This is a genomic window from Staphylococcus sp. 11007852, from assembly GCF_011394325.1.
Classification (GTDB): domain Bacteria; phylum Bacillota; class Bacilli; order Staphylococcales; family Staphylococcaceae; genus Staphylococcus; species Staphylococcus agnetis.
In genome coordinates this window covers 17,652-30,587 of the sequence record NZ_JAANBJ010000039.1, presented here as the reverse complement: position 1 = coordinate 30,587, position 12,936 = coordinate 17,652, and the positions used below count along the sequence as shown (strand labels likewise).

The following is a 12,936-nucleotide window of genomic DNA, read 5'->3' as shown; positions in this document are numbered from 1 at the left end:
AATTAAAGCTATATTTAAGTTTAATTTAATGGTTTTATCCTTCGTCTCAATATACAATGTAACTACAATGCGATCCCGACGTGATACCCGTAGATGGCAACCAAGATCTCTCACCATTATCACGTTGGATTGCATTTTTTTATTCTAAAAAGAAAGAGATGACAAATAATGGTTTTAACATTGCTAGCCGCTTTTTTCGTTATCCGTTTGTACAGTTTATACATATCTATCAATAATGCTAAAGCACTCATTGCTGAAGGCGCCAAAGAATATGGTCAAGCAAATTCTAAAGGTTTAGCTGCGACTCATATTCTTATTTATGTTGGAGCCGCTTTTGAAGCATGGATGCATCACACAACATTAGGTACTATCAACGTGATCGGTCTTATCATACTTATTCTTAGTTACATTGTACTATTTCATGTTATCCGCACGTTAGGACGTATTTGGACATTAAAAATCTTTATTTTACCGCACCACCCTATTGTGAAATCAGGTCTTTATAAAATCACAAAACATCCAAACTATTTCTTAAATATTATTCCAGAACTACTTGGTGTATTATTACTAACAAGTGCGACTTATACATGGATTTTACTTTTACCTTACGCGCATTTTCTAGTTAAACGTATTATACAAGAAGAAAAATTAATGGAATCTTTCAATTAATACCGTATTTATCCCTAACTTTTTTAAGCTTATGCTAATGGTTATAACTAAATTTGAAAGGTGATAAATATGTCTAATCAGTCAGAACCTAGAAACATCATTGTAGTTGGTGCTGGTGTGCTTAGTACTACGTTTAGTTCAATGATTAAAGAACTTGAACCAAACTGGAACATTAAGTTATACGAACGCTTAGATCGTCCAGGTCTTGAAAGTTCTAATGAACGTCACAACGCTGGTACAGGTCATGCTGCACTATGTGAGTTGAACTATACGGTATTACAACCAGATGGTTCAATCGACATCGAGAAAGCGAAACACATTAACGAGGAGTTTGAAATCTCAAAACAATTCTGGGGCTTCCTAGTAAAAAATAAAAACATTTCAAACCCACGTGAATTTATCAATCCATTACCTCACATTAGTTTCGTACGTGGTGTAAACAATCGTAAGTTCTTAAAAGATCGTTACGAAGCAATGAAACAATCACCAATGTTCGATAACATTGAATATACTGAAGATATCGAAGTAATGCGTAAATGGATGCCATTAATGATGAAAGGCCGCGACGCGAGCGACATTATGGCTGCAAGTAAAATCGATGAAGGTACAGATGTTAACTTCGGTGAATTAACACGTAAAATGACTTCTAATATTGAGGCACATGACAATGCTGAAGTGAAATACAATCATGAAGTAATCGATTTCATGCAACGTGAAGACAAAAAATGGGAAGTTAAAATCCGTAACCGTAACAGCGGTAAAGTCTTCACTGAAATTGCACACCACGTCTTCATTGGCGCTGGCGGTGGTGCAATTCCATTACTTCAAAAAACAGGTATCCCTGAAAGTAAAAACTTAGGTGGATTCCCTATCACAGGTCAATTCTTAACATGTACAAACCCAGAAGTTGTTGAAGAACATGGGGTTAAAGTATATGGTAAAGAGCCACCAGGTACACCACCAATGACAGTACCTCACTTAGATACACGTTATATTAATGGTGAGAAAACGTTATTATTCGGTCCATTCGCAAGTGTTGGTCCTAAGTTCTTGAAAAACGGTTCTAACTTAGACTTATTCCGTTCTGTTAAGCCATACAACATTATGACTTTACTTGCATCAGCAGCGAAAAACTTACCTTTAATCAAATACTCATTCGACCAAATTTTAATGACAAAAGAAGGTTGTATGAATCACTTACGTACATTCTATCCAGAAGCACGTGATGAAGATTGGGAATTATATACTGCTGGTAAACGTGTTCAAGTGATTAAAGATACTGAAGAATACGGTAAAGGCTTCATTCAATTCGGTACAGAAGTGGTTAACTCTCAAGACCATACTGTTATCGCATTATTAGGTGAATCACCAGGAGCGTCTACATCTGTATCTGTTGCATTAGAAGTACTTGAAAAGAACTTCCCAGAATTAACTTCTGAATGGACGCCAAAAATTCAAAAAATGATTCCTTCATACGGTAAATCATTAATTGAAGATGAAGCGTTAATGCGTAAAACACGTAAACAAACTTCTAAAGATTTAGAATTACACTATTACGAATAAAAAGGAGTCGTTGCGACATGAAAGCACTTGTTACATTAACAGTCGTAGTTGGCGTCCTTGGCGGCGCATTTGCTGCTTTAAAACGTTACCAACAACACGTTAACAAAGCACCAAATATCGAATACTAAAGCCCAAAAAAGCACGTATCATGAACCTATGATACGTGCTTTTCATATTTATATAGATATCTTCTTAAAGCGCAGTGGTGTAATACGTATTGACCGTAATCAATAACAAAGTTAACCACTAACTTTTTGCCGCTTCTCATACATATAGTTCCCAATATTGAGCACAATACCGAGTAAAATAATCCCTCCTGAGATCATTGTAATGTGCGCATAAGGTAAACCATGTCCGAGCAATCCTGACCCGATCATTGCACCGATAAAATTCGCTAAATTAAATATAGAGCCCACCATGGTGCTGGCGAGTAGCGGGGCCTCACTTGCACCAAAAATGATTTTACTGTTAAGTAACGGCGTTGTTCCAAACGTCCCAAATCCAAACAAAAATACGATGATGAGCGCAAACAGCCCTATTGGTAAAGCGTACACGAGTAAAACAATGGTCACAAATAACAACAAATACGAGAAAAATAGCCCCATCGTTAATTTTTCCTCAGTCACATTTCCAGAGACGACGTTACCGATGACACCACCAAGGCCAAATAAAAATAGACACACTGTAATACCAGCTGTGTCAAATGGTGACAACGCTTTTAACATCGGTTCTACAAAGGTATACGTTGTAAACACACCAGAAAATCCAAATACAATCATCGCAATCGTAATTAAAATTTGTGGTTGTTTAAAGGCTCCGAGTTCTTTACGTAAGTTAGGTTCCGCACTCATCTCCACATCAGGTGTACATTTTAAAATACCTATCAATGTAATGATTGCAATGGCAACCATAATACCGAAAACAACACGCCAATTCGCTAAATCTCCTAAAAACGCCCCAAACGGTACACCAATCATAATCGCAATGGTTAATCCAGTTTGTACTAACGCGATGGCTTGCGTACGTTTCGCTGGCGACACAATGTTCGTTGCGACACTCATACTCACCCCAAAGAACGGCGCATGCATTGCTGCTGATAATAACCGTGACAACAATAATACATAAAAATGGGGTGCCAACATGCCTAATACATTACTAAAAATAAAAATACCTACAAAAACAGGCAATAAGATGCGTGCACGATATTTAAACGTTAAAATACGCATCACAGGCCCTATAAATGCGACGCTCAAAGCATACACACTGACAAGCAACCCTGCTGTAGATATCTGGATATGCATATCACCTGCGATTTGCGACAATAATCCAATGACAACATATTCAGACATGCCTATCGCAAAGGTGCCTAACATAAAAAAGAAAATGGTTATTTTAGTTGATTGATGCCTCACAATACTCCTCCAAACGCATTTCATATTGTCATACGCATGGTATGTTACCGAAAATCTCGTAAAAATGAAAGAGACGTGCTTAACCCTAGGCGACTTCATTTAACCTTAAACCGTGTCAAACCTTTGTTGTCACAACTTCGTAAAAATCCTTATGACCAAAGACTTTAGCACAGATTTTTAACATTTTTACACTAAAAATGAATACTAATATTTTTGATTTAATTTGAAGAACTGGTTAATAATATTTATTGATAGTTGATGTAAAAAGCTGTTGAAGGGCTATTTTAGGAGGTGCTAAAAATGAAACGCGAAGAAAGACAAAAATTTATCGAGATCATCGTACAACATAACTGTATAACATCGAAGCAAGATGTGATCGATATTATAGAAGCACGATTTGGCATTCATTTTAGCCTAACGACCATTGCGAACGATTTCTTACAGTTAAATATACATAAAGTCCCTTCTCAACATCACCCCTCACACTATCAACTGATATCCAATGACAAACCAAAATATCATCATATCTTAAAACGGTTGTATCAAGATGACATTCAACGTATCTCAGTTATTAACCAGTGTATTTTAATTCAATCCTCTCCAGGATTTGGTCAAACGATTAATTTTTATATCGATGCATTACAACTGAATGCCATTATCGGTACAGTAAGCGGTAATGATACGACAATGATTATGACACGCTCAAATGATGCAGCGCGACATGTCGTTACAGAACTCTTTCCAGACCATACGCTTTAGCATGTTTATGCATTAGAATGTATCAACGACAAATTGACACTTGATGTATACACAAATATACATTCATTATCCAATTCGTACCGCAATACAACACGTATGACATGTAAAAAAATAAATTTTTGTGCATAGACCTATCTTTAAAACAAGAAATATTCCTCTTTATATTTGTGAAATAAATCACGATGTAAGCGTTTTATAACCTTTATAGTGAAGACATCATCACATAAAGGAGGAAAATTAAAATGAAACGCACGATTAATGTTAATAGTGAAATCGGCCGTTTAAAAACCGTTTTACTTAAACGACCTGGTAAAGAATTAGAAAATCTTGTTCCTGATTATTTAGACGGCTTACTTTTTGATGACATTCCTTATTTAAAAGTCGCCCAACGCGAACATGACTACTTTGCAGAAGTTTTAAAAAACGAAGGTGTAGAAGTGTTATACCTTGAAAAATTAACTGCAGAAAGTTTAACAGAACCTCAAGTACGCGAACAATTTATCGATGAGATTTTAGCAGAATCACGTAAAACCGTTCTAGGCCACGAAGCAGAAATCAAAGCGCTGTTTTCAAAATTAGATAATCAAAGCTTAGTCGATAAAATAATGGCTGGCGTTCGAAAAGAAGAAATCAATTTAAAAACAACACATCTCGTTGAATATATGGATGACAAATATCCGTTTTATCTTGACCCAATGCCGAACCTTTATTTCACGCGTGATCCTCAAGCGTCCGTCGGTAACGGGGTTACAATTAATCGCATGTATTGGCGCGCACGTCGCCGTGAATCAATTTTCATGCAATATATTTTAAAACATCACCCTGACTTTAAAGACAGTGACATTCCAGTTTGGGTGGACCGAGATAGTCCGTTCAATATTGAAGGTGGCGATGAACTCGTCTTATCTAAAGAAGTGCTTGCGATTGGAATTTCAGAACGCACATCAGCACAAGCAATCGAACGTTTGGCACGTAGCATCTTTAGCAATCCTGTATCAACATTTAAGAAAATCATTGCGATTGAAATCCCTACAAGTCGTACGTTTATGCATTTAGATACGGTATTTACAATGATAGATTACGATAAGTTCACTATGCATGCTGCCATACTGAAATCTGAAGGTCATATGAATATCTTTACGATTGAACCATGTGTCGGCGATGACAACATTAAAATCACCCATTCTAACCAGTTGAAACAAACTTTAGAAGACGCGTTAAACATCGATAATATCGAATTCATTCCTACTGGTAATGGCGATACTATCGACGGACCACGTGAACAATGGAATGATGGATCAAACACACTATGTATCCGCCCGGGTGTGGTAGTGACATATGACAGAAACTATGTCTCTAACACGTTATTACGTGAAAAAGGCTTAAAAGTCATCGAAATCCCTGGAGGTGAACTTGTACGCGGTCGTGGAGGCCCACGTTGTATGAGTCAACCTTTATATCGTGAAGACATTTAAAAGACATTGAGGAGGAAAACGCATGATGGAATTACAAAAACCAGTTGCTTTAAAAGGACGTTCATTTTTAAAAGAAAACGATTTTACGAAAACAGAATTTGAAGCATTAATTGATTTCGCAATTACATTAAAGTCTTACAAACAAGATGGTATCAAACATCGTTATTTAGACGGTAAAAATATTGCATTACTCTTTGAAAAAACGTCAACACGTACACGTGCCGCATTCACAGTGGCATCTATAGATCTCGGAGCACACCCTGAATTTTTAGGCAAAAATGACATTCAATTGGGTAAAAAAGAATCGGTAGAAGATACCGCAAAAGTACTCGGACGTATGTTTGATGGCATAGAATTCCGAGGTTTCTCTCAAGACGTTGTTGAGCAACTCGCTGAACATTCAGGTGTACCGGTGTGGAACGGTTTGACAGATATTTGGCATCCGACTCAAATGCTTGCGGACTATATGACCGTTAAAGAAAATTTCGGTCACTTAAAAGGCATTAACCTCACATACATTGGTGATGGCCGTAACAATATGGCACACTCACTGATGGTCGCAGGTGCCATGCTCGGCGTAAATGTGCGTATATGTACGCCTAAAGCCCTCTTCCCGAACGAAACGTATGTTGATATGGCTAAAGCACGTGGTGTGCGTGATGGTGGCTCTGTCGTCGTTACAGATGATATAGACGAAGCGGTTAAAGGTGCGCACGTGATCTATACAGACGTTTGGGTATCTATGGGTGAAGAAAGTGAATTTGAGTCACGTATCCAATTATTAAAAGATTATCAGGTTAATCGTACATTAATGGAAAAAACAGGCCGTGATGACACGATTTTCTTACATTGTTTACCAGCATTCCATGATACAAATACGATGTATGGTAAAGACATCGAAGAGCAATTTGGCATAAGCGAAATGGAAGTCACTGATGACGTATTTAGAAGTCCGCAATCCAAAGTGTTTGACCAAGCAGAGAACCGTATGCATACGATTAAATCTGTGATGGCTTCAACACTGGCATAACTAAAGTGATGGGCTAGACGTAGCAAACAATTATATATGTATGAATCACGCACTAGCCCTTCCTTTTCATGATAAGGAGATGAAACACGTGGAAAATGAACACCAACAAAAATTAAACAAGTCTTCTCTCATTGGCCTTGTTATAGGCTCTATGATTGGAGGCGGTGCTTTTAATATCATCTCTGATATGGGAAGTCAGGCAGGCGGTCTTGCCCTCATGATCGGTTGGGGGATTACCGCAATCGGCATGATTGCATTAGCATTTGTATTTCAAACGTTAACGAATGCACGCCCCGATTTAGATGGCGGCATCTACAGTTACGCACAAGCAGGGTTTGGAGATTTTATTGGTTTTTGTAGTGCTTGGGGTTACTGGTTTGCAGCATTTTTAGGCAACGTGGCTTATGCTACATTGCTCATGTCTGCGGTTGGCAATTTCTTCCCGATTTTCCAAAAAGGTAATACGTTACCGAGTATCATTGTCGCCTCTATTTTACTTTGGGGAGTCCATTTCTTAATTTTAAAAGGTGTAGAAACCGCTGCGTTTATCAATAGTATTGTTACCGTCGCGAAATTAATTCCAATCTTTTTGGTCATCGTTTGTATGATGGTGGTGTTTAATTTCGATACGTTTCTCGCAGGGTTTAGCGGTGCCGCTTCAAATGAGATCGAATGGTCCTCTATTCTGTTACAAGTGAAAAGCATTATGCTTGTGACCGTTTGGATTTTCACAGGTATTGAAGGTGCAGTGGTCTTCTCAAGCCGCGCAAAACGCAAAAAAGATGTCGGAACAGCGACCGTGATAGGCCTTACTTCCGTACTCATTATTTACTTTTTAATGACCGTACTCGCGCAAGGTGTAATTCAACAAAATCATATTTCCGAATTAGGTAACCCTTCAATGTCACATGTGTTAGCACATATTGTTGGACCATGGGGTGCTGTATTTGTAAATATCGGGCTCATTATTTCCGTACTCGGCGCGTGGCTTGGATGGACGTTACTAGCCGGAGAATTACCTTATGTTGTTGCGAAAAACAACCTATTCCCTAAATGGTTTGCGAAAGAAAATCGCAACGGTGCACCAATCAATTCATTACTCATCACGAATATTTTAGTACAACTCTTTTTAATCAGTATGTTATTTACTGAGAGTGCTTACCAATTTGCATTTTCACTCGCGTCAAGTGCGATTCTAATCCCATATATGTTTAGCGCCTTTTACCTTGTAAAGTACAACTACTTACAACAAAATGCCTCAGTAACAAAATGGGCGATTGGATGTATTGCTTCTATTTATGCACTTTGGTTAATTTATGCAGCAGGTCTAGAATATTTATTACTGACAATGATTCTTTACATTCCAGGTGTCATTGTTTTTATCAAAGTTCAACACAATCTTAATAAAAAACCGAAAGCTATCGAATGGATTGTCATTGGTTTTATTTTAATCTTCGCACTCATTGGCATTGTCAAACTGATGACACACTCCATTACTGTGATATAAGTCAGGAGAGATATGTATGCCTAAAACGATTGTTATCGCCTTAGGAGGTAACGCAATTCAAAATAAAGAAGCAACCGCAATGAGTCAGCAAGGTGCGATTCGACAAACATTGGAAAAACTAAAACCTTTGTTTACTTCCGATGCATCTATCGTATTCTCACATGGTAACGGACCACAAATAGGCAATTTGTTAATTCAACAAGCAAAAGCCAGCAGTCCTGAAACACCTGCCATGCCTTTAGATGTATGTGGTGCCATGACACAAGGTATGATTGGATACTGGTTAGAAACGGAAACATCACGCGTCCTTCAAAACATAAAGAGTACGAAACACGTGGCGACTGTCGTTACACGTGTTGAAGTCGATGCACATGATCCACACCTCCTTCATCCATCAAAACCGATTGGACCGTTTTATACGAAAGAAGAAGCTGAAAAATTACAACGTTTAGATGCAAATAGTGTCTATAAAGAAGATGCTGGTCGCGGTTATCGAAAAGTGGTGCCATCCCCTATTCCTGTATCGATTTTAGAACATGAAATGATTAAAACATTACTCGACAACAACAATATCGTCATTGCATGTGGTGGGGGCGGTATTCCTGTTGTAAAAAAAGAAGATAGTTACGAAGGTATTGAAGCGGTGATTGATAAAGATTTCGCAAGTGAAACGCTAGCAGAACTGATTGAAGCGGATACCTTGATGATTTTAACAGCCGTTCCAAATGTATATATCAACTATCAAACACCTAATGAAACAATGTTAACCTCCGTTGACGTTGCGACTTTACAAACATACATTGATGAAGGCCAATTCGCAGAAGGCTCCATGTTACCTAAAATTGAAGCTGCGATTAAATTTATTGGACAACATCCACATAGAGAAGTCATCATAACAGACTTAGACAACGCTTACGAGGCTATTGACAGGGGAACAGGTACACACATCCATTTATAATTAAGTAAGGACGTTATCTAAAATGAATACGCATTATAAAACGATAGATATCAAAGACTTAAAAGTTGCGATCCAAACATTTGCGCATTATATTCATGTGTCACCCACGCAATTACAAATTTTTACGGATGATTTTATACTGCGTCATTACGATAAAAATCAAGTTATTTATTACGATACAACTGAAATGACACACATCAAGTTCATCATGCATGGTATCGTATTAAGAGAAGCCTATACTGATAATGGCGCGCATTACAAATGGCTGAATCAAGCGTATCATTGCTTTCCGCTCAACAAATTGTTTCGCACTCCTGCAATTGATGAATCATGTATCGCTTTAACAGATTGCGACATATTGAGCGTGCCCTTATTTTTAGTTGAAAAGCTATCAAAACATGATGCAGAGGTGCTGTCTCGATTTTACGAATTAGTTATTTTAAGCAAAGATCAACACATTCAGCATAATATGATTTTAAATTGTAAAAATGCGCGTGAAAAAGTCATTCATTTAATCCGTTTGCTATGCGAAAATGTAGGATCAAATCATGAATCCTATTATGAATTAACTCACGCCATTACGATACAATTGCTTGCCGATTTAATTGGTATGTCACGCGAACGCGTAAGTCATATTGTACATTCCTTAATGATAGAGAACTACATTTTTAAAGATAAACATACTTGGATGATTTGTAAAAAGCTATTTCAAACATAAATCATCATCCTCCATTACATTTTGACACTTATAAAACAAGAAGACATGATATTAAACATTCAAACTCTGATTGGTACCCTAGCCTCGCTTTTATAGGCGCGTTACCTTTAAATCTAGAGCGTTACAGAAACCTTTTTGATTTCATGTGATGCTGTAGCAATGAATGCGTAATTCATAGTTTAAATGGCAGAAAGCTGACTAAGCGCGTGCGTTTAGTCAGCTCTGCTTTTTATTTTTGAACACGCTCAAAAATTTCTAGTTCTCTTGCGCTCAAAATAAATTTTCGGTTTCGTCTAAGTGAGTTATTGTGACTACGCCAAATACATGTGGCCATTAATGCGCTACTTTTACGATAGTGTTATCAGGACATCCCACAATTTTAATAATCCAAACAATGCACATACGATACCTAATGATGTGGCCATTTGTTTGAGTACCAATTTCCCCGCTAACTTTCCACCAAGTTGACGCGCTATCATTGTCATTGTCACAGAACATGATGTCATAGTTGACGCTAGAAATACCACCATTAATAATTGTAACGGCGATAAACTTTGAATTAATGTACCATGACCTGTATTAAACAACAACATACCATCTTTACGTATGATAGAGAAAAAGATGCCTGTCGCAAATTCTGTTGGTAATTGTAAAAGTTGTAATATCGGGGCGAACACTTTCGCGAGCCAATCTAAAATTGTCGTCAATGATAATAAACTCACTGCAAAACATATACCTAGAAAAATCGGCAACGCTTGTGTCAAAAACATGCGTATACTTACGATGACTTGTTTCATAAATGCATACGTGAGTGGCGATCGCAATGATGCCTGACGATATGTTGGTGCAATGTTAAACGTTGGTTGGGCACGATACCATAAACGGTTATGGATGACGCCTCCTATAAATACGAGCAATAAATAAGGTACAAATAGCCAGCTTACATGCGCCGTATTAAAAATGGACAATGTTGCGCCAATTTGATAACTACAAGATGTTCCGAAGCCAATTAAACTCATGCATCGTGCTTGAGTACATTGACTGCACTGATGACCTGCTTCAGCCACCGCCGCAGCGTTACATCCAAAACCTTCAAGTACAGGCACAATATCTGTACCGTTTAATCCGATACGACGCATGGACGGTTCTATAGACCATACGACGTACTGCTTTAAACCTGAGTGATCTAAGAGCGCCGTGGAAATACTGATAAAGACAACGACAGGCAGTGCCCATACAAACGAATACGTACCAAGAGATAACATACCATAATCTCCAAATAGAATATGTTGAATCCACGCATGTTGCACCCACTGCGCACGACTCAACATGTCAATAAAAGGTGAAAATACTGTACTTTCTAACCACCCTGACAAATGATACGCAAGAAAAATGGGAATCGCAAACATGAGTACAATCACGCACCACCCGTAACACATTTGATGCCATTTGGGTGCACGTTGTTGTTTCTCTTTCATAAAGTGTTGGAGTTGTGCGACGACATGGTGCGTTGCTTCTGTTGTCGACAGTGTCGGTGTTTTCAAGCCAATTTCTAAACGTTTCGAAATGATAAATTGACGGAGTTTAGCCAGTTCATCACTAGTAAGCCGATGCGTCTGACTTAATTTCAAATGATGGGGTTCATCAGGAATAGTTGTCACTTCACCCGTGACAATATTAAACGTCACTTCTAACATGTACAGTCCACTTCACAACATGCATAGTCATCTAAATACATATTATTCTTCTTAAATGATTCAATGATGGTATCGTCTACCGGTATCGCTTCTCGCTTCATTACAATTTCGGCTAAAACAGCAAAACGTGCGCGAAACTTATAGATATAACATAATATCGCTTCTTCATGACGCACCGTTGCCCCAATTAAAAAGACGTTAGGATAGCGTGTAGATTCATCTAATTGAGACAATTTCACTTCACCTTCTTGAAGCGTAAACAATTGTTGCACAAGTGGATTTTGTGTCACATCAAAGCCTGTCGCTACAATCGGTATGTGAGGTGTTACGACAGTTTCACCATTCGCTAGTAAAATGTGATAACCATCGTCATCCTCTCGTGTATCGATGACTTCATGTCCCACGTGCATTTGAATATCATGCCCCGCTTCTACCACTTCTTTTAAGCGTTGATGCGTATACGGTGATAAACGGACGCTAGGATCCGCATCTTCTTCACCAAACCCAGTCGAAGTCGTGTACATTTCAACATGCGCACCATTTTTGGCAAGTTGAATTGCCGCATCAAAGCCACTTTCATTGCCACCAATGACGACATAATGTTCTCCTGTCAATGCTTTAAAATCCTCTATTTCACTATAATGACGGCCCACGGTAAACGGTTGATTTGGAAAGGCATAATCTCCCGTTGCTACAAAGATATAATCAGCAGTAAACAGACCTCTGGACGTCTCAATTTCATATATACCGTCCACCAATTGTACACCTTTAACAGTCGTCTCAGTTTCAACTTGAACGTCATAATGATCGGCTACAATTTCAAGATATTCTGCATACGTCTCACCTGACACATGCTCTTCATTAAAGGTAAAAGCTGGTGATGTATCTATAGAAATCGCATTCATATCTGGCATGCCAAAGCCATTTGATGTGAACGATGGTGTAATTGTTCGCGTTGATTTCGGCCACTGCGTAAACGAATGACCAATTGAATTTTTTTCAATGATACAGACATCTTCCATATTAAGCATCTTGAAAGTGACTGCCATCCCAATTCCCGCTGCACCTGCGCCAATAATTACAACACGGTGATGTTGGGTCATATATAAAACCTCACTTTATAAATCGTAATAATTACGATTTAATAT

At 38.1% G+C, this 12,936-nt stretch carries 12 protein-coding genes; 9 read left to right on the top strand and 3 right to left on the bottom strand.

The features are described 5' to 3' along the window. Positions 1–168 precede the first annotated feature (168 nt). The 3 genes from G8Y85_RS11185 to G8Y85_RS11175 all read left to right on the top strand — a co-directional run bounded on the left by G8Y85_RS11185 (position 169) and on the right by G8Y85_RS11175 (position 2,360). Positions 169–669: an isoprenylcysteine carboxyl methyltransferase family protein gene (locus tag G8Y85_RS11185; protein ID WP_107370706.1), complete on the top strand. Its 501-nt coding sequence runs from the start codon at positions 169–171 to the stop codon at positions 667–669. Positions 670–738: 69 nt separating this feature from the next. Next, positions 739–2,232 carry an L-lactate dehydrogenase (quinone) gene (lqo, locus tag G8Y85_RS11180; protein WP_037565663.1) on the top strand — a complete coding sequence of 498 codons (1,494 nt, stop codon included), beginning with the start codon at positions 739–741 and terminating at the stop codon, positions 2,230–2,232. Positions 2,233–2,249: 17 nt separating this feature from the next. Continuing rightward, positions 2,250–2,360 carry an SE2200 family small protein gene (locus G8Y85_RS11175; protein ID WP_081858189.1) on the top strand — a complete coding sequence of 37 codons (111 nt, stop codon included), beginning with the start codon at positions 2,250–2,252 and terminating at the stop codon, positions 2,358–2,360. A gap of 111 nt (positions 2,361–2,471) precedes the next feature. Here G8Y85_RS11175 and G8Y85_RS11170 read toward each other — a convergent pair whose 3' ends face one another. Next, positions 2,472–3,605 carry an MFS transporter gene (locus G8Y85_RS11170; protein ID WP_240928903.1) on the bottom strand — a complete coding sequence of 378 codons (1,134 nt, stop codon included), beginning with the start codon at positions 3,603–3,605 and terminating at the stop codon, positions 2,472–2,474. 339 nt (positions 3,606–3,944) lie between these two features. Here G8Y85_RS11170 and G8Y85_RS11165 point away from each other — a divergent pair, with 339 nt between their 5' ends. The 6 genes from G8Y85_RS11165 to G8Y85_RS11140 all read left to right on the top strand — a co-directional run bounded on the left by G8Y85_RS11165 (position 3,945) and on the right by G8Y85_RS11140 (position 10,091). Further along, entirely contained in the window at positions 3,945–4,403 is a 459-nt protein-coding gene (locus G8Y85_RS11165) for an arginine repressor (RefSeq protein WP_060552052.1), read from the top strand. Positions 4,404–4,645: 242 nt separating this feature from the next. Next, positions 4,646–5,878, top strand: a complete 1,233-nt coding sequence (arcA, locus tag G8Y85_RS11160) for an arginine deiminase (RefSeq protein WP_060552053.1) — start codon at positions 4,646–4,648, stop codon at positions 5,876–5,878. Positions 5,879–5,900: 22 nt separating this feature from the next. Beyond that, a complete protein-coding gene (gene argF, locus G8Y85_RS11155) occupies positions 5,901–6,908 on the top strand; it encodes an ornithine carbamoyltransferase (RefSeq protein WP_165805838.1) in 1,008 nt (335 codons plus the stop codon). A 151-nt stretch (positions 6,909–7,059) separates the two neighbouring features. Further along, a complete protein-coding gene (arcD, locus tag G8Y85_RS11150; protein WP_241955021.1) occupies positions 7,060–8,415 on the top strand; it encodes an arginine-ornithine antiporter in 1,356 nt (451 codons plus the stop codon). Between the two features lie 16 nt (positions 8,416–8,431). Then, a complete protein-coding gene (gene arcC, locus G8Y85_RS11145; protein WP_107370702.1) occupies positions 8,432–9,373 on the top strand; it encodes a carbamate kinase in 942 nt (313 codons plus the stop codon). 22 nt (positions 9,374–9,395) lie between these two features. Further along, positions 9,396–10,091: a Crp/Fnr family transcriptional regulator gene (locus tag G8Y85_RS11140; RefSeq protein ID WP_107370701.1), complete on the top strand. Its 696-nt coding sequence runs from the start codon at positions 9,396–9,398 to the stop codon at positions 10,089–10,091. A 347-nt stretch (positions 10,092–10,438) separates the two neighbouring features. Here the strand turns inward: G8Y85_RS11140 and G8Y85_RS11135 are convergent, their stop codons facing one another. Both G8Y85_RS11135 and G8Y85_RS11130 read right to left on the bottom strand, forming a co-directional pair. After that, complete coding sequence (locus tag G8Y85_RS11135; RefSeq protein WP_165805837.1) at positions 10,439–11,788, bottom strand: ferrous iron transporter B; 1,350 nt, start codon at positions 11,786–11,788, stop codon at positions 10,439–10,441. Beyond that, a complete protein-coding gene (locus tag G8Y85_RS11130; RefSeq protein ID WP_103345453.1) occupies positions 11,782–12,891 on the bottom strand; it encodes an NAD(P)/FAD-dependent oxidoreductase in 1,110 nt (369 codons plus the stop codon). The genes G8Y85_RS11135 and G8Y85_RS11130 overlap by 7 nt, the downstream gene beginning before the upstream one ends. Between the last annotated feature and the right edge of the window lie 45 nt (positions 12,892–12,936).